This window comes from Achromobacter sp. SD115 (genome assembly GCF_017355315.1).
GTDB classification, from domain to species: Bacteria; Pseudomonadota; Gammaproteobacteria; order Burkholderiales; family Burkholderiaceae_B; genus Achromobacter; species Achromobacter xylosoxidans_B.
In genome coordinates this window covers 319,255-336,715 of record NZ_JADIJM010000002.1, presented here as the reverse complement: position 1 = coordinate 336,715, position 17,461 = coordinate 319,255, and the positions used below count along the sequence as shown (strand labels likewise).

General features: G+C 65.3%; 17 protein-coding genes. 12 read left to right on the top strand and 5 right to left on the bottom strand.

What is annotated here, in order from left to right:
• The first annotated feature begins 29 nt into the window (after positions 1–29).
• The 4 genes from IPU70_RS03825 (at position 30) to IPU70_RS03810 (ending at position 4,228) form a co-directional block, all read left to right on the top strand.
• The gene (locus IPU70_RS03825) at positions 30–416 is read left to right on the top strand and encodes a Rid family detoxifying hydrolase (RefSeq protein WP_013393965.1); all 387 of its coding nucleotides are present in this window, start codon (positions 30–32) and stop codon (positions 414–416) included.
• Between the two features lie 39 nt (positions 417–455).
• Positions 456–2,546, top strand: coding sequence for an ATP-dependent DNA helicase RecG (gene recG, locus IPU70_RS03820; RefSeq protein WP_207465086.1), 2,091 nt, complete (start codon positions 456–458; stop codon positions 2,544–2,546).
• Between the two features lie 79 nt (positions 2,547–2,625).
• Positions 2,626–3,576 (top strand): LysR substrate-binding domain-containing protein, encoded by a 951-nt coding sequence (locus tag IPU70_RS03815; protein ID WP_207465084.1) that lies wholly within the window; start codon positions 2,626–2,628, stop codon positions 3,574–3,576.
• Positions 3,577–3,727: 151 nt separating this feature from the next.
• Complete coding sequence (locus IPU70_RS03810; protein ID WP_207465082.1) at positions 3,728–4,228, top strand: Dps family protein; 501 nt, start codon at positions 3,728–3,730, stop codon at positions 4,226–4,228.
• A gap of 77 nt (positions 4,229–4,305) precedes the next feature.
• On the opposite strand, the gene IPU70_RS03805 is transcribed toward IPU70_RS03810, so the two are convergent.
• On the bottom strand, positions 4,306–4,911 hold the full coding sequence (locus tag IPU70_RS03805) for an alpha/beta hydrolase (protein WP_207465079.1): 606 nt from the start codon (positions 4,909–4,911) through the stop codon (positions 4,306–4,308).
• Between the two features lie 316 nt (positions 4,912–5,227).
• Between IPU70_RS03805 and IPU70_RS03800 the strand changes: the two genes are divergently transcribed.
• The 6 genes from IPU70_RS03800 to IPU70_RS03775 all read left to right on the top strand — a co-directional run bounded on the left by IPU70_RS03800 (position 5,228) and on the right by IPU70_RS03775 (position 11,265).
• Positions 5,228–6,355, top strand: coding sequence for a branched-chain amino acid ABC transporter substrate-binding protein (locus IPU70_RS03800; RefSeq protein WP_207465077.1), 1,128 nt, complete (start codon positions 5,228–5,230; stop codon positions 6,353–6,355).
• Positions 6,356–6,484: 129 nt separating this feature from the next.
• The gene (locus IPU70_RS03795; RefSeq protein WP_207465075.1) at positions 6,485–6,889 is read left to right on the top strand and encodes a hypothetical protein; all 405 of its coding nucleotides are present in this window, start codon (positions 6,485–6,487) and stop codon (positions 6,887–6,889) included.
• Positions 6,890–7,096: 207 nt separating this feature from the next.
• Entirely contained in the window at positions 7,097–7,798 is a 702-nt protein-coding gene (locus IPU70_RS03790; protein ID WP_207465073.1) for a response regulator, read from the top strand.
• On the top strand, positions 7,791–9,083 hold the full coding sequence (locus IPU70_RS03785) for an ATP-binding protein (protein ID WP_207465071.1): 1,293 nt from the start codon (positions 7,791–7,793) through the stop codon (positions 9,081–9,083). The genes IPU70_RS03790 and IPU70_RS03785 overlap by 8 nt, the downstream gene beginning before the upstream one ends.
• A 140-nt stretch (positions 9,084–9,223) precedes the next feature.
• Positions 9,224–10,318 (top strand): serine hydrolase, encoded by a 1,095-nt coding sequence (locus tag IPU70_RS03780; protein ID WP_207465070.1) that lies wholly within the window; start codon positions 9,224–9,226, stop codon positions 10,316–10,318.
• Between the two features lie 59 nt (positions 10,319–10,377).
• Entirely contained in the window at positions 10,378–11,265 is an 888-nt protein-coding gene (locus IPU70_RS03775; RefSeq protein WP_207465068.1) for a MipA/OmpV family protein, read from the top strand.
• Positions 11,266–11,347: 82 nt separating this feature from the next.
• Here IPU70_RS03775 and IPU70_RS03770 read toward each other — a convergent pair whose 3' ends face one another.
• The 4 genes from IPU70_RS03770 to ugpB all read right to left on the bottom strand — a co-directional run bounded on the left by IPU70_RS03770 (position 11,348) and on the right by ugpB (position 15,752).
• Positions 11,348–12,436, bottom strand: a complete 1,089-nt coding sequence (locus IPU70_RS03770; RefSeq protein WP_207465066.1) for a sn-glycerol-3-phosphate import ATP-binding protein UgpC — start codon at positions 12,434–12,436, stop codon at positions 11,348–11,350.
• Positions 12,437–12,486: 50 nt separating this feature from the next.
• Positions 12,487–13,338: a sn-glycerol-3-phosphate ABC transporter permease UgpE gene (gene ugpE / locus IPU70_RS03765; RefSeq protein WP_013393954.1), complete on the bottom strand. Its 852-nt coding sequence runs from the start codon at positions 13,336–13,338 to the stop codon at positions 12,487–12,489.
• A 21-nt stretch (positions 13,339–13,359) separates the two neighbouring features.
• Complete coding sequence (ugpA, locus tag IPU70_RS03760; RefSeq protein ID WP_013393953.1) at positions 13,360–14,241, bottom strand: sn-glycerol-3-phosphate ABC transporter permease UgpA; 882 nt, start codon at positions 14,239–14,241, stop codon at positions 13,360–13,362.
• A gap of 197 nt (positions 14,242–14,438) precedes the next feature.
• Positions 14,439–15,752 carry a sn-glycerol-3-phosphate ABC transporter substrate-binding protein UgpB gene (ugpB, locus tag IPU70_RS03755; RefSeq protein ID WP_013393952.1) on the bottom strand — a complete coding sequence of 438 codons (1,314 nt, stop codon included), beginning with the start codon at positions 15,750–15,752 and terminating at the stop codon, positions 14,439–14,441.
• A gap of 193 nt (positions 15,753–15,945) precedes the next feature.
• Here ugpB and proC point away from each other — a divergent pair, with 193 nt between their 5' ends.
• The gene (gene proC / locus IPU70_RS03750; RefSeq protein ID WP_207465064.1) at positions 15,946–16,779 is read left to right on the top strand and encodes a pyrroline-5-carboxylate reductase; all 834 of its coding nucleotides are present in this window, start codon (positions 15,946–15,948) and stop codon (positions 16,777–16,779) included.
• Positions 16,776–17,345 carry a queuosine precursor transporter gene (locus IPU70_RS03745; protein ID WP_013393950.1) on the top strand — a complete coding sequence of 190 codons (570 nt, stop codon included), beginning with the start codon at positions 16,776–16,778 and terminating at the stop codon, positions 17,343–17,345. Before proC ends, IPU70_RS03745 begins: the two co-directional genes overlap by 4 nt.
• Positions 17,346–17,461: the final 116 nt, after the last annotated feature.

Here is a 17,461-nt window from a genome sequence, read left to right as displayed (position 1 = left end):
TTCTATCCGTCTTTCGAAGGATTCCGCCCATGAGCAAGCAAATCATCCATACCGACACCGCGCCCGCCGCGGTAGGCCCTTACTCGCAAGCGGTTGCCGTAAGCGGCACCAAGACTGTCTATCTCTCGGGCCAGATCGGCCTGGAGCCGGGCACTGGCGATCTGGTTTCCGAGAACTTCGACGCTCAGGTGCGTCAGGCTTTCGCCAACATGCAGGAAGTCATCAAGGCCGCCGGCGGCACGCTGGACAATGTGGTCAAGCTGACGCTGTTCCTGACCGACTTGGGCAAGTTTACGGCCGCCAACGCCATCATGGCCGAGATCATTCCGCAGCCGTTCCCGGCGCGCTCCACCATCGGCGTGGCCAGCCTGCCCAAGGGCGCGCAGTTCGAAGTCGAAGCCATTCTGGTCCTGTAAAGCCCGCAGGGACTTTTCGATCCAGAGGTTCGTTTCTCCATGCCGGCCGCAACCGCGGCTTCCAAGCGGTCCGGCGCCGATACCAAAGGCGCCGGCAAAGCAATGACGGATACGGAGCGCAAGCTCCGTAACCTGGGCTTGGTGCTGCCCGAGGACTTCGTGCTGCACCTGCCGCTGCGCTACGAGGACGAAACCCGCATCGTCCCGATCAGCGATCTGCGGCCTGGTTTCGCCGGCCAGGTGGAAGGCGAGATCACGAAATCCGAGGTCTCTTACCGGCCCCGGCGCCAGCTGACCGCCACCCTGGCGGACGACAGCGGCGAACTGCAATTGCGCTGGCTGAATTTCTATCCCAGCCAGCAGAAGCAAGTCAGCGTGGGCAAGCGCCTGCGTGCGCGCGGCGAGGTCCGCGGCGGCCTGTTCGGGCGCCAGATGGTGCACCCGCGCATGACCAATGCCGACGCGCCGTTGCCGACGGCGCTGACGCCCGTCTATCCCAGCACCGAAGGCCTGCCCCAGCTGACTTTGCGCCGCGCCATCGCGCAGGCGCTGGACCGCGCCGACCTGTCCGACACCTTGCCCGACGAGGCGCGCGCGCGCTACGACCTACCGCCGTTCGAGCCGGCCATCCGCGCCTTGCATACGCCGGCCCAGGGCGAGTCCGAGCAGGCTTTGCTGGATCGCGTGCATCCCGCCTGGCGCCGCATCAAGTTCGACGAGCTGCTGGCGCAGCAGCTGTCGTTGGCGGCCGCGCGCGCCGCGCGCCGCGTCAAGGAAGCCGAATCGCTGCCGGCGCGCAACGAGGCCGGCGGCCTGGTCGCCAAGTTATATGAAGCGCTGCCGTTCAAACTGACCGGCGCGCAGGAGCGCGTGGTCCAGGAAATTTCCGCCGACCTGGCCAAGCCGTATCCCATGCATCGACTGCTGCAGGGCGACGTGGGCAGCGGCAAGACCGTCGTGGCGGCCATCGCCGCCGCCCAGGCCATCGCCAGCGGCGCCCAGGTCGCCCTGATGGCGCCCACCGAAATCCTGGCGGAACAGCACTTCCGCAAGCTGGTGTCCTGGTTGCAGCCGCTGGGCGTGAACGTGGCCTGGCTGAGCGGCAGCCTGTCGGCCAAGGCGCGGCGCGAGGCGGCCGCAGCGGCGGCGGACGGCAGCGTGCAATTGATCGTGGGCACGCAGGCCCTGATCCAGGACCACGTCGAATTCCACCGGCTGGGCCTGTCCATCGTCGATGAACAGCACCGCTTCGGCGTCGGGCAGCGCCTGGCGCTGACGCGCAAGGGCGAAACCGTGCGCGGCCGCAACGTGCCGCACCAGCTCAACATGAGCGCGACGCCGATTCCGCGCACGCTGGCCATGACCTTCTTCGCCGACCTGGACGTTTCCGTCATCGACGAACTGCCGCCGGGACGCAGCCCCGTCCTGACCAAGCTGGTGTCGGACGCGCGGCGCGAGGAAGTCATCGCCCACATCGCGCAGGCCGCGCGCGGCGGGCAACAGGCCTACTGGGTCTGTCCGCTGGTCGAGGAAAGCGAGGCCCTGGAACTTCAGACTGCCGTGGATACCTACGAAGGCATGCGGGTCGACCTGCCGGACCTGCGCATCGGCCTGGTGCACGGCCGGCTGCCGCAAGCGGAGAAGGCCGCGGTGATGCAGGCCTTCCGCGATGGCGAGGTCGACCTGCTGGTCGCCACTACCGTTATCGAGGTCGGCGTGGACGTGCCGAACGCCTCGCTCATGGTGATCGAACACGCAGAACGCTTCGGCCTGGCCCAGCTGCATCAGCTGCGCGGCCGGGTAGGGCGCGGCACCGCCGAATCGGTATGCGTGCTGCTCTATCAGACGCCGCTGTCGCAAGTGGCGCGCGAACGGCTGCGGGCCATGTTCGAAACCTCCGACGGCTTTGAAATCGCCCGGCGCGACCTGGAACAGCGTGGCCCGGGTGAATTCCTGGGCACGCGCCAGTCGGGCATGGCGCTATTGCGCTTCGCCGATTTGGAAACCGACGCGGCCATCGCCGAGGACGCGCGCGACGCCGCGGTCTGGCTGCGCGCCGAACACCCGGCCGCGGTCGAAGCGCACCTGGCGCGCTGGATGCGCGGGCGCGAGGACTTCCTGCGCACCTGACCATGCAGCCAGCCGCCAACCTTAATCTAGCAAGCGCCAGCCACGAGGCTGGGGCATAACCCCGGGGGCGTAGTCCACCATGACTCTCACCGAACTGAAGTACATCGTCGCCGTGGCGCGCGAACGGCATTTCGGCCGGGCGGCCGAGGCCTGTTTCGTCAGCCAGCCCACGCTCTCGGTAGCGATACGCAAGCTGGAGGACGAATTGGGCGTGACGCTGTTCGAGCGCGGCGGCGCCGAGGTCGGCGTCACCCCGATTGGCCAGCGCATCGTGGCGCAGGCGCAGAAGGTGCTGGAAGAAAGCGCCAGCATCAAGGAAATTGCGCGCCAGGGGCACGACCCCTTGGCCGGCCCCTTGCGCGTCGGCGTCATCCACACCATAGGCCCGTATTTGCTGCCGCGGCTGGTGCCGGTGCAGATCGGCCGCACCCCGCAGATGCCGCTGCTGCTGCAAGAGAACTTCACCGTGCGCCTGGTCGAGCTGTTGCGCCAGGGCGAGATCGACTGCGCCATCATGGCCTTGCCGCTGCCCGAGGCCGGCCTGGTCATGCAGCCCCTCTACGACGAGCCTTTCATCGTGGCGGTGCCCAATGACCACGAGCTGGCGCGGCGCGAATCCATCGACGCGCAGGACCTGAAGCAGCAGACCATGCTGCTGCTGGGCAGCGGCCATTGCTTCCGCGATCAAGTGCTGGAAGTCTGCCCCGAACTGTCGCGTTTTTCGGCTGCCAGCGACGGCATCCAGCGCACCTTCGAAGGGTCCTCGCTGGAGACCATCCGCCACATGGTCGCCGCCGGCATAGGCGTGACGGTCCTGCCCGTGACCGCGGTGCCGGAGCAGCCGCCTTCCAACAGCCTGTTGCGCTATCTACCGTTTGACGGCCATGTGCCGGAGCGCCGCGTGGTGCTGGCCTGGCGTCGCAGCTTCCCGCGTCTGGCCGCCATCGAGGCGCTGGCGCAGGCGGTCTACGCCTGCGATCTGCCTGGCGTGAAGATGCTGAGCGACGAGGTCGCGGCCATGCAGGATTGATTTCCAGCCCGCCGTCCGGCGCCTTGGCGCGCGCGCCTTGCGCCGCGTCAAAAGGTCGCAGGACTTATTGACCGTAGCAGCGGATATTGCGGCATTTCGCCGTATTTGCAGTGTTATCCTTGTTTCGCACATTCATCCCTAGGAGCTAGCAATGGCCAAGTCCCCCAAGAAGACCTCCAGCGTTCCGCGCATCAACATCGGTATCTCGGACAAGGACCGCGCCGCCGTCGCCGGCGAACTGTCCAAGCTGCTGGCCGACTCGTACACGCTGTACCTGATGACGCACAACTTCCACTGGAACGTCACGGGGCCCATGTTCAACACGCTGCACCTGATGTTCATGACCCAGTACACGGAAGAGTGGAATGCGCTGGACAGCATCGCAGAACGCATCCGCGCGCTGGGCCACTACGCGCCGGGCACCTATCGCGAATTCGGCAAACTGTCCTCGATCGCCGAGCCGGACTCGGTGCCCGAGGCCCTGGAAATGGTGCGCCTGCTGGTGACCGCCAACGAGTCCGTCGCCAAGACCGCGCGCGCCGCGTTCGAAAAGGCCGACGCCGCCAACGACCAGCCCACGGCCGACCTGCTGACCCAGCGCCTGGACGTGCACGAAAAGAACGCCTGGATGCTGCGCAGCCTGCTGCAGTGACCGCGGCGGCCACCGCCGCATGAAAAAGCCGGAACCTCGCGGTTCCGGTTTTTTTTCGTCCGGCCGTCAGGCCGCGTTCAGGCCTGGTGCGACAGCGGCCGGGCGGGAATCGGCGCGATGCGTTCGGGCGGCGGCGACACCCGCCACACCGCCCGGCGGCGCAGCGCGCCCAGCAGCTTCAAACCTTGCGGCCAGTCGTCCAGGCCGCTGTCGGCATTGAGGTGGCCCGCGCCCGGCACGATCACAAGCCGGCTGCCCCAATCGCGCGCGAAGGCGCGGGCGCGTTCCAGCTGGCAATACGGATCGTTGTCGCTGGCGACCACCACGCTCTGGTAGGGCAGGGATAGGCGCGGGACCGGCGCGAATGCCCGCAGGCAGGCGGGCGCGCTTTCCCGCTCAACGTCGGCGGGCGCCACCAGCAGGGCGCCCGCGACCTTGGCGCGCAGCGGCACCGGCAGCGCGGCGCTGATCAGGCAGCCCAGGCTGTGCGCAATCAGGAGGACGGGACTGCGGGCCTCATTCACCTCGGTGGCAAGCGCTGCAATCCATTCACCGGGAGCCGGATGTTCCCAATCGCGTTGCTCGACCCGGCGCGCATGCGGCAGCAGGGCCATCCAGCGCGATTGCCAGTGTTGGGGTCCGGAGTTTTTCCATCCGGGAACGATGATCGGTTGGAGTCTCATGGCGGCCATGATGCCGCGCGGCCTTAGTAACGCAAACGAATAAATCGTCTTTTGCATATACGCTGGCGGGTATAAGGACGGGCCGCGAAGAATGCCGCAGCGCAATAATCGGACGCGTATCAAAGTGGTCCGAAACTGGCCTGGGAAGGGCTATTTTTCAGTGTATGCTTGCCGTGCAATCGCAATGCAACCGGGCGTGACCGGGGCCGAAACCCCTGCAAAGGGCAGTCCAGCAGGCATGCTTGGCCTGGAGATGATCCGGCGTCCGCCACGGTGCAAAAAACTAACGATTACAAATCATTAGAGGAGTCCACACATGAAGCCAGTTTTTCGTCTGACCCCGGTCATCGCAGCGCTGGGCGTCGCGGCCGGCATGGCGTTTGCCTCGGGAGCGCAAGCGCAAACCATCAAGATCGGCGTGGTCGGCCCCACCACCGGCGCGGTCACTCAGTATGGCGATATGGTCCGTGAAGGGGTCGATACCGCGGTCGAGCGTATCAACGCCGCCGGCGGCATCAACGGCAAGAAGCTGGAAACCGTCGTGATCGACGACGGCTGCGAACCCAAGCAAGGCCCGGTCGCCGCCAACCGCGTCGTCAACAGCAAGATCGGTTTCGTCGTGGGCCACGTGTGCTCGGGCGCCACCATCGCCGCCGCCGACATCTACAACAACGAAGGCGTGGTCATGGTCACGCCCTCGGCCACATCGCCGGCGCTGACCGACGGTAAGAACTACGAGTTCATCTTCCGCACCATCGGCCGCGACGACCAGCAAGGCCCCGCCGCCGCCAAGTTCATCCTGGACAAGATCAAGCCCAAGAAGGTCGCCGTGCTGCACGACAAGCAGTCCTACGGCCAGGGCATCGCCACCGCGGTCAAGAACGACCTGGAGAAGGGCGGCGTGGCCGTCGCCGTGTTCGAAGGCATCAACGCCGGCGACAGCGACTACTCGGCCGTCATCACCAAGCTGAAGAGCCAGGGCGTGGACTTCGTCTACTACGGCGGCTACCACCCCGAAATGGGCCTGCTGCTGCGCCAGGCGGCCGAACAGGGCGTGAAGGCCAAGTGGATGGGTCCGGAAGGCACCGGCAACCCCGACATCAACGCCATTGCCGGCGACGCCGTCGAAGGCATGCTGCTGACGCTGCCGGCCGACTTCACCCAGAACGCCGCCAACGCCGACATCGTCAAGGCCTTCGAGGCCAAGAAGCGCAACGCCAGCGGCGCCTTCCAGATGACCGCCTACACGGCTACCCAGGTCATCGCCGACGGCATCAAGGGCGCGGGCAGCGACGACCCGACCAAGGTCGCCAAGTACCTGCACGCCAACTCCTTCGACACGCCGATCGGCAAGGTGTCCTGGAACAAGCAAGGCGACCTGACGAACTTCCAGTTCGACGTGTTCACCTGGCACAAGGACGGTTCCAAGAGCGTCTACAAGTAAGTCCGCGAGCGGCAGTCGTTTGCTGCCAAGAAGCCGGGCCGGAAGCGACAGTCTTCCGGCCCGGCTTGTTTCTTTGTCCCGCGCATGGCAGGGATTCCGTCGTTCAAGCGACGGCGGGCCTCGGAATGTATGTCTGACGCCGACGGACACGGACACCTGCTGGCCGGTACTGGATGGCAAGTGGTTGTAGATCTGCGCCAACCGTGCGTCCCCCGCAACTTTCTGAGCTATGCCGACCAGAAAAACGTCGGTCCGCTTCGAAAGGAACCAGTCGATGCCTGTGTCCAGCTGGTGCCACCTGGGCCGTTTGCCGGTCCGGCGATACCAGCCGTCGAGCAGCTGGTGCTCCATTCCGAGCGCTATCGCCATGCGCCCGTCAATGGCAGGCTACCGCTTGCCATGACCGAAAGGGATATGCAAAGAGAGCACCGCGGTTTGACGGATGCCGGGCGGGCGCGCGACGCGGACCGCGCATGCGCATTGCTCATGAGCCATTTCGAGGAAACCGTCGCGGTGATCGGGCCTCATCTCTGACACGCTAGGAAAATGTGGGTCCGCCTAGGCGGACCGGCCGTTGGGCGATAGGGAGATCGTCCCTTCCGGGAAAACGAGATCTTCCAAGCGATTTTTTTTCACTTGACAGGCTGGGAACTGTGTTGCACATCTCTCTGTCGAAGGCTCTGTTCGCCGCCTTTGCGTAGAATGCGGCACCATTGACTTCACCTTTTCTGTCTGGACACCATGACCAAGGCTCTGCTAGTCGAAGACGATCCGAAACTATCGCGCCTGATCGCGCAGTTCCTGGAGCAGCATGGTTTCCATGTCGCACAGGCCTACCGTGGCGATCACGCGGTGGAGGCTTTCCGCAGGCATGACCCGGCCATCACCATCCTGGACCTGATGCTGCCCGGCCGTGACGGCCTGCAGGTCTGCCGCGACCTGCGCGCGTTCTCGTCGGCCCCCATCCTGATGCTGACGGCCCGCGAAGACGACCTGGACCAGATCCTGGGCCTGGAATCGGGCGCGGACGATTACGTCATCAAACCCGTGGAACCCCGCGTGCTGCTGGCGCGGATCCGGGCGTTGCTGCGGCGGCACAGCCAACTGGACGAGCCGCCGGAGCGCCTGGAGTTCGGTCCCCTGGTCATAGACCGGCGCACGCGCGCCGTGGTCCATGCCGGCTCCGAAGTGGACCTGACCACGATGGAGTTCGAAATGCTCTGGGCGCTGGCCAGCCAGGCCGGCCAGGTGCTGACCCGCGACGACCTGCTCAACGCGGTGCGCGGCATCGAGTTCAACGGGCTGGACCGCAGCGTCGATGTCTGCGTCAGCAAGCTGCGGCGCAAGCTGGACGACGATCCGCGCGACCCCGCGCGCATCAAGACCGTGTGGGGCAAGGGCTATCTGTTCTCGCCCAAGGCACACGAGGGCGGTGATGCTTAAGTTTGTCCTGCGGCTGTTCGTGGTGTTGGCGATAGGCTTCGTCATTTCCAACGAAGTGGTGGACCGGTCGGCCAATTACTTCTTCGAACCCGTCAGCGATGCCTACACGCGCGAAGCGGTGCGGGGCCAGATCCACAGCCTGGTGCAGGAACTGGGCGGCGTGCCGCCCGCCGAGCGCGAGGCGCACGTGCGCGACGCGCTGGCGCCGCATTACGGCCTGGCGCTCAAGGTGGTCGATGCCGACAGCTATGGGGCCACCGAGGACGAGCGCGCCATGGTGGATTCCGGCAGCTTCTTCGTCCGTGACAAGCAGCAGACTTTCGTGGCGGCGATTCCCGGCCCGGGCAGGCAATGGCTGGAGGTCAAGCTGCCACCCGAACCCTCCATCGGGCCGTGGCTGATGGCGGCGGTGTATTCCGCGCTGGGTCTGTTGCTGTGCGTATTCATGCTGGTGTGGGCGCTGCCCATCTGGCGCGACCTGGAGGCCCTGAAAACCGCGGCCCAGCGCATGGGGCAGGGCGATCTGCAGGCGCGCGCGCGCCTCTCGCGCCATTCCAGCATCCGCAACCTGGGCGACACCTTCAACCAGATGTCCGACCGCATCAGCGCCCTGGTAGGCAACCAGCGTGACCTGACCAACGCCGTGTCGCACGAACTGCGCACGCCGATTGCGCGCCTGTCGTTCGAACTGGACATGATGGACCGCGAGGACGATCCCGCCGCGCGCAAGCGGCTGGTCGAGGAAATGAAGAGCGACGTGGCCGAACTGGATGCCATGGCTTCCGAGTTGCTGATGTACGCCCGCCTAGAGCACAAGGGCGACGGCGTGGCGCTGCAGGCGCAGGATGCGCGCGGCTGGCTGGATTCGGTGGTGCAGCATGCCGCATTCGAGGCCGGGGTCTCGGGCGTGCGTTGCGAGGTGGCGCTGTGCCAGGTACCCGAGGTACACCTGCACCAGCGCTACATGACGCGCGCCTTGCTCAACCTGCTGCAGAACGCCATCCGGCACGCTGGCCGGCAGGTCCAGGTCAGCCTGATCAGCCCTGGCGCGCGCGAGTACGTGCTGATCGTGGACGACGACGGCCCAGGCATCCCGCCGGCGGATCGCGAGCGCGTTTTCGAGCCCTTCATCCGCCTGGACGAAAGCCGCGACCGCGGCACGGGCGGGGTGGGGCTGGGCCTGGCCATCGTCAGTCGGGTGGCACGCTGGCACAACGGCACGGTGCAGGCCAGCGACAGCCCCCTGGGCGGCGCGCGTTTCGTGATCAGCTGGAAGACCGCCTGACGGCGCGGCGCGGCACAACGTAAACAAACTTCACAAACCGCCGCCGCAATCTTCACAAACTCCATACAAAGCGGGAAAGATCGCGAATACGCGCGTGGCTAGCATGACGGCAGTTCTCTACAGAGGTCTTGCCGCTAGCCATGTTTTCCCTCAGCCGCCTGGTTGCCGTAGGTATGTTGCTGGTCGCCGCGGGCGGTTGCCAGGGCGTGCCTCCCGACACGCCGCCGCCGATCGCGCACGGCGACTACCAGGCGGTCGTCGGCTATCTGGCCCAGCGCATCCCCTATGACATGGACGCGTCCGGCGTGCCGGGCCTGTCGATCGCCATCGTCGACGACCAGCGCGTGGTGTGGAGCACCGGCTTCGGCTACGCGGATCCGCTGCGCCACCGCAGCGCCACCAGCGACACGCTGTACCGCGTAGGAACCATCACCAAGATCGTCACGGCGGCGGGCGTGCTGCGCGCCGCCGATGACGGACGCCTGGCGCTGGACCAGCCCGCTTCGCAGGCGCTGCCCGATTGGGACATCCAGCCGCGCCGCGGCGCCATGCAATGGTTGGGAACGCATCCCTTCACCGCCCGCAACCTGCTGGCCGTGCACCCGGGATCGCTGGAAGACACCATGGGACGCGCGCGTGCCGACATGGCCTACGCCTTGTTGGGCGACATGGTCGCGCACGTGGCCAGCGAGCCCTTCGACGCCTATGTGCGCCGCACGATCATGCAGCCCTTGAACATGCCGCGAGCCGGCTTTCATCCCAGCTCCCGCATGCTCGATCTGCGCGCCTCGGGCTACCGCCGCGGCGCGCCCTGGACCGAGGCGCCCCAGCCCAATGAGGCCGCCGACGGCCTGTGGCTCAGCACCTCCGAGATGGCGCGCTTCTCCAGCATGCTTTTCGCCGACGGCCTCTACCAGGGCCGCCGCGTGCTGAATGCCGAGTCGGCCCGCGCCGTGCTGGACATGGAAACGGTGGAGGGCGGAATGGCGCTGGAGTGCCGCCTGGCGCTGTCGTGGCTGGCGGCGCCCTGTGGCGAGGACATCGCCGGCGCACCCTTGCGCCAGCACAGCGGCGCCACCGAGGCCTTTCATTCGCGCTTTGTACTGGCGCCGCGCGACAAGCTTGCCGTGCTCGTCATGAGCAATTCCGACACCAGTGAACCGCTGGTCGCCGCGGTGTCGACGATGGCAATGGCGCTGATGCGCCAGGCCAAGCAGGGCGCTGCCACCCAATAGATCGGGCCGCCTGCGGCTCTACGGTTTTACCCCCTCAACCTCGTTTCTTGGAAGCTGTTATGAAGCGAAAAATCCGTTCTTCCCTGTTTACGCGCGGCGCCGGCGCCGCGTGCCTGCTGGCTTTAGTGCCGGGATTATCCCTGGCCGATGACGCTGCGACCAGTTCCGTCTACGGCCAGCGCGGGGCCAGTTCGCGCGGGTTGACGGTAGCGACCGGAGAGGGGCCGGCCGAAGAATGGCTGTTCTACGGCACGCTGGGCGCCGGGTACGCGCCGCGCTACAGCGGCAGCGACGAATACTCCGCAGTGCCTATCATCGGCCTGGGCGTGCGCAGCCCTGGCGGCTTCTTCCTCGGCACCGACCATGGGCTGGGCTGGGAAACGCAGGCGCTGGACAGCACCTTCCGCTTCTATCTTGCGCCCAGCGCCTCGCGCAAGGACCACAAGAAGGGGTTCCAGGGGTCGGACAAGCTGCGCGGCATGGGCGATATCGAAAGCCGCGCGCAGATCGGCATGGACGCCGAAACGACGCTGGGTCCGGTGACCCTGTCGGCGACGGTGGCGCACGCGTTCAAGAAGGGCGACAACCGCGATGTCGGCAGCGCCTACACCATGTTCAATCTGGGGGCCAGCACCACGGTGTACGAGGGCAGCGCGGGAGCGATTTCGCTGGCGCTGTCCGGTACCTTCGGCGACGGCAATTACATGCGCACCTGGTACGGCGTGAGCGGCAACCAGTCGGCGAAATCCGGCTATCGCAAGTACACGCCCAAAGGCGGCCTCGAAAGCGTGGGCCTGGGCGCGACCTGGACGGTGCCGCTGAGCAAGTCCTGGTCGTGGACCACGGCGGCGGAAGCGCGGCGCCTGTTTGGCGACGCCGCCGACAGCCCCATCGTGAAGGACCGCGCGCAGTACACCATAGGCACCATGATGACGTACTCGTATTGATCGGGGGAAAGCCCGTTTCCGGACGGAAACGGGCGGGGCGGAGCCGGGCGGGCAGCGCCGCCGGTTTCGCCTGTGAATGTGTTTACAGGCCTTGCACGCGGCGGCCGGTGTCGGCCTCGAACCAGTGCAGCGGATGGCGGCCGTCCGGTCCCAGATTGACGCGGTCGCCGACCTTGGCCGACGACTCCGACAACTGGCGCGTAGTGCAGCGCACGACCAGCATGGACTTGCCGCAGCGGCTGTGGACCAGTTGCTCGGAGCCCAGCGTTTCGACCATCTCGACTTCGGCCGGCACGCCCTGGGTGTTCAGCAGCATGTGCTCGGGGCGCATGCCCATGATGACCTTGCGGCCGCGCACCTGCGAGGGCACTTGCAGCGGCGAGATTTCCAGCGCGGTGCCGTCCAGCGTCTGCACCGTGCCGTCGCCGGCCACGTTCACTTCCATCAGGTTCATCGGCGGCGAGCCGATGAAGCCGGCGACGAAGGTGGACGCGGGCTTTTCGAACACTTCCATCGGGGTGCCGATCTGCTCGGGCACGCCCTGGTACATGACGATCATGCGGTGGGCCAAGGTCATGGCCTCGACCTGGTCGTGGGTCACGTACAGGCTGGTGGTGCCCAGGCGGCGGTGCAGCTTCATGATTTCCAGGCGCATCGCCACGCGCAGCTTGGCATCCAGGTTCGACAGTGGTTCGTCGAACAGGAACACCTTGGGTTCGCGCACGATGGCGCGGCCCATGGCCACGCGCTGGCGCTGGCCGCCCGACAGCGCGCGCGGGCGGCGGTCCAGCAGGTGGCTCAGTTCCAGGATCTGCGCGGCCACGTCCACGCGCTTTTTGATCTCGTCCTTGGAGAACTTGCGGATCTTCAAGCCGTAGGCCATGTTCTCGAACACGGTCATGTGCGGGTAGAGCGCGTAGTTCTGGAACACCATCGCGATGTCGCGCTCGGCGGGTTCCAGGTTGTTGACGACCTTGTCGTCGATGACGATTTCGCCGCTGGTGACGGTTTCCAGGCCGGCGACCATGCGCATCAGCGTGGACTTGCCGCAGCCGGAGGGGCCGACGATGACGATGAATTCACCATCCTTGACGTCCATGTCGATGCCATGGATGACCGGAATGTTGCCGGCGTAGGTTTTCTTGACGTTGCGAAAGCTGAGAGTAGCCATGAGTTATTCGTGTTCGGAGTCGTGTTCGGGTGGGCGAGCGTGGGTAAGCGTCACTTTTCAGTGTCGACCAGACCCTTGACGAACCATTTCTGCATCAGGATGACGACCAGCGCCGGCGGGATCATCGCCAGCATGGCGGTGGCCATGGTGATGTTCCATTCGGTCACGCTGTCGCCGCCGCTGATCATCCGCTTGATGCCGATGACGACGGGATACATGTCTTCCTGCGTGGTGACCAGTAGCGGCCACAGGTACTGGTTCCAGCCGTAGATGAACTGGATCACGAACAGCGCGGCGATGCTGGTCTTGGACAAGGGCAGCAGCACGTCGCGGAAGAAGCGCACCGGACCGGCGCCGTCGATGCGCGCGGCCTCGATCAGCTCGTCCGGCACCGTCAGGAAGAACTGGCGGAACAGAAAGGTGGCGGTGGCCGAGGCAATCAGCGGCAAGGTCAGGCCGGCATAGCTGTTGAGCAGGCCAAGATCGGCCACGACCTTGTAGGTGGGCGCGATGCGGACTTCGACCGGCAGCATCAGCGTGACGAAGATCATCCAGAAGAAGAACATGCGGCCGGGGAAGCGGAAGTACACCACCGCGAAGGCCGACAGCAGCGAGATGGCGATCTTGCCGATGGAAATCGCCAGCGCCATGATCAGGCTGACGTACATCATGCGGCCCACGGGCGCGCCCGAGGAACCGCCGGACGAGCCGCCGAACAGCGCCTGCATGTAGTTGTCGACGAAATGCTTGCCGGGGATGAGGGACATCGGCGCGGAAGCCACTTCCTGCGCGGTCTGGGTGGACGCGACGAAAGTGACGTAGAGCGGAAATGCCACCATCGCCACGCCGCAGAGCAGAATGACGTGGGCCAGAATATCCAGCCAGGGACGGCGTTCAACCATTGTTTATAGCCTCGGACAAAATCAATACTGCACTTTGCGGTCGACGTAGCGGAACTGCACGACCGTCAAGGCAATCACAATGAACATCAGCACCACCGACTGGGCCGCGGACGAACCGAGGTCCAGGCCGCGGAAGCCGTCGCTGTACACCTTGTAGACCAGGATCGAGGTCGACGTGCCCGGACCGCCCTGCGTGGTCGTGTCCACCACGGCGAAGGTGTCAAAGAAGGCGTAGATGATGTTGACCACCAGCAGGAAGAACGTGGTGGGCGAGAGCAGCGGGAACACGATGCTCCAGAAGCGGCGCGACGGGCTGGCGCCGTCGATCGCGGCGGCTTCGATGAGCGAGCGCGGAATCGATTGCAGGCCGGCCAGGAAGAACAGGAAGTTATACGACACCTGCTTCCACACGGCGGCGATCAGCACCAGGGTCATGGCCTGGTTGCCGTTCAGACGCGGGTTCCAGTCGACGCCGGAGTGGTTCAGCGCCACCGCCAGGATGCCGACCGAAGGCGAAAACAGGAACAGCCACAGCACGCCGACGACGGCGGGCGCCACGGCGTATGGCCAGATCAGCAAAGTCTTGTAGAGGCCGGCGCCGCGGATGACGCGATCTGCCATGACGGCCAGCAGCAAGGACACGCTCAGCCCGACCACCGCCACCAGGATCGAGAACACGGCGGTGACGCGGAAGGAATCCAGGTAGGCCTGTTGCGAGAACAGTTCCATGAAGTTGTCCAGTCCGACGAACTCGGAGGACAGTCCGAAAGCATCTTCCAGCCGCAGCGACTGCCACATGGCCTGGCCGGCAGGCAGGAAGAAGAAGACCACGGTAATGATGATCTGCGGCAGGAGCAGCAGATAGGGCAAGGTCTTGTGCCCGAATACAACGCGTTTTTCCATAGGGGGAACCCAAGGTACAGAAAAGCGGCGGTTGGAGTAACCGCCGCCTGAAACCGCCTTCGTAAAATACGAGAGGCTTAAAGCCCTGAAAATGCCGGGCCTTAAGCCTTGTACTGCGTGCTGCCGAAGCGCCCAAGTCCTTGTTACGGCATGGAAAATACCGATTGACAGGACTTGGCCGGCATTTCAGAAGGGCGTTACTTTACACTCTTCTCGAACTTTTCCAGCAGTTCGTTGCCGCGCTTGACGATGCTTTCGGCGCCGTCCTTGGCGCTGACCTTGCCCGAAACGATGCGCTCGATTTCAGCGTCTTCGATTTCACGGATCTGCGGCAGGAAGCCCAGGCGCAGGCCGCGCGATTGCGCGGTGGTTTCGACGTTCAGCTGCTTGACGCCGACTTCGGTGCCCGGGTTCTTGTCGTAGAAGCCGTCCTTCTTGGTCAGCTCGTAGGCGGCCTTGGTGACAGGCACGTAGCCGGTCTGCTGGTGCCAGCGGGCGGCGATTTCCGGGCTGGCCAGGAACTTGAAGAACGCGGTCACGCCCTTGTAGGTTTCCGGCTTCTTGTTGGCGAAGACCCACAGCGAAGCGCCGCCGATGATGGTGTTCTGCGGCGCGCCTTGCACGTCGGCGTAGTAGGGCAGGGTCGAGGTGCCGAATTCGAACTTGGCGTTCTTGGCGATGTTGGCGCGCAGGCCGGACGAGCCGGTGATCATGGCGCACTTGCCGCTGATGAACAGCGAGTTCGGCTCGTCGCCGCGGCCGCCGTACATGAAGATGCCTTCCTTGCCCAGCTTGGCCAGGTTGTCCAGATGGCGCACGTGCAGCGGGGTGTTGATGGCGATGCGCGCATCCAGGCCGCCGAAACCGTTGTCCTTGGTGGCGTAGGGCACGTTATGCCAGGCCGAGAACGTTTCCAGCTGGACCCACGACGGCCAGGAGGTGGTGTAGCCGCATTCCTGGCCGGCTGCCTTCAGCTTCTGGCCGGCAGCGGCCAGCTCTTCCCAGGTCTTGGGCGGCTTGTCGGCGTCCAGGCCGGCCTTCTTGAAGGCGTCCTTGTTGTAGTAGAACACCACGGTCGAGCTGTTGAAGGGCATCGACACCAGCTTGCCGTCGGCCGACGAGTAGTAGCCAGCCACGGCGCCGATGAATTCCTTGGGGTCGATCGGGTTACCGACTTCCTCGGACATCTGCTGCACCGGCTTGATGGCGCCCTTGGCGTACATCATGGTGGCGGTGCCGACTTCGAACACCTGGAGGATGTCGGGGGCATTGCCGGCGCGGAACGCGGCGATGCCGGCATTCATGGATTCACCGTAGTTGCCCTTGTAGACTGCCTTGACTTGGTAGTCGGGGTTCTTTTTGTTGAATTCGTCGACCAGGCCGTTCACGCGGTCGCCCAGCGCGCCTTCCATCGAGTGCCAGAATTGGATCTCGGTGGCGGCATGCGCGGAGGCGCCTGCGAAAGCCGTCATGATGGCGGCAAAGGTTAGTGCAATACGGTGGGATCGCATAGAGAGGTTCCTCCAGTTGGGCGTGACGCGGCCGGGTTGTCCGGACGCGGAAAACACGACACCTTATGAATTGTTTGTGACAAAACCGTGACTTTCACATCACTCTAAACGCCTGTCAAATTGCGCGTTTCAGGCGCGAACGAACATTTTTCTTTTTTTTCCCAACGAGAACTCACGTTTACAATCGTCTCCTATGAAAAACGAACTTTCGATTGCGTTCATCGGCGGCGGCAATATGGCTGCCGCCCTGGCCTCCGGGCTGGCCGGCAAAGTATGCGCCGCCGGCAACATCCATGTCATTGACATAAACCAGGATGCGCACGCCGCCTGGCAGGCCCGCGGCATGACTACCGCGACGGCCGCCGGCGAGGCCCTGGCGGCATGCCGCGTGTGGGTGTTCGCAGTCAAGCCACAGAACATGAAAGACGTTGTGGCTTCCACGCGTCAATGGCTGCGCGAAGACACTTTGGTGGTAAGCGTGGCGGCCGGCATCCGCGCCGACACGCTGGCTGGCTGGCTGGGCACGCCCGACGCGCCGTTCAAGCGCCTGGTGCGCTGCATGCCCAATACGCCGGCCCTGGTGGGCGCGGGCATCACCGGCCTGGCGGCGCTGGACGGGGTGGACGCGGCCGACCGCGATCTGGCGGCGCAGCTGTTGTCCACCGTGGGCGAAGTCGTCTGGGTCGCGGATGACGCCGCGCTCGACGGCGTGACGGCCCTGTCGGGCAGCGGCCCGGCCTATGTCTTCCTGTTCCTGGAAGCGCTGGTCGCGGGCGGCCAGAAGGTCGGCCTGACGGCCGAGCAGGCCAAGCAGCTGGCGCTGGGCACGCTGGCCGGCGCCACGCGCCTGGCGGCCGAATCCTCCGAGCCGCTTGCCACGCTGCGCGAACGCGTCACTTCCAAGGGCGGCACTACGGCCGCGGCGCTCAATGCCTTCGGCGCGGCGGGCTTTGCCGGGATCGTCGAAGACGCCATGGCCGCTGCCGCGCAACGCTCGCGCGAGCTGGCGGAGGAATTCGGGAAATGACGGCCACGGACGGCAGCGCTGCTGCGCGGCGCTACGCTCTCATGAGCAGGCCGCAGTTCGCCATCGCCGTGCTGTGCATGCTGGTGGTGGTGGTCGGCTCGAACATCCTGGTCCAGGTGCCGCTGAATGATTGGCTGACCTGGGGCGGGCTGTCCTATCCGGTGGCTTTCCTGGTGACCGACGTGCTGAACCGCCGGTTCGGTCCGGCGGCCGCGCGCCGGGTGGTCTGGTTCGGCTTCGCCGCCGCCTTGGTGGTGTCGGTATGGGTGGCGTCGCCGCGCATCGCGCTGGCCTCGGGGCTGGCCTATATCTGCGCCCAGCTGGTCGACATCCAGGTGTTCGACCGCTTGCGCGACCAGCGCTGGTGGCGCGCGCCGCTGGTATCGGGCGTGCTGGGCGCCATCCTGGATACCGCCGTGTTCTTCAGCGTCGCCTTCGCCGCCACCGGCGCGCCGTGGATGACCTGGATGATGGGCGACCTGGCGATCAAGCTTGCCGTCAATATCAGCATGCTGGCGCCGTTCCGCGCGCTGATGTGGAATCTGGCAAAGCCGGCCAATGCCTAAGCAAGAGGCAGGGGCGGGCAGATATTTTGGCCCGCCTCCGCCCTTCAAAGCGGTGAATTACTACGCGCGTTAATTATTATTCGTAAGGCTTGCGTAAGCACTGTATTTAAATGCGT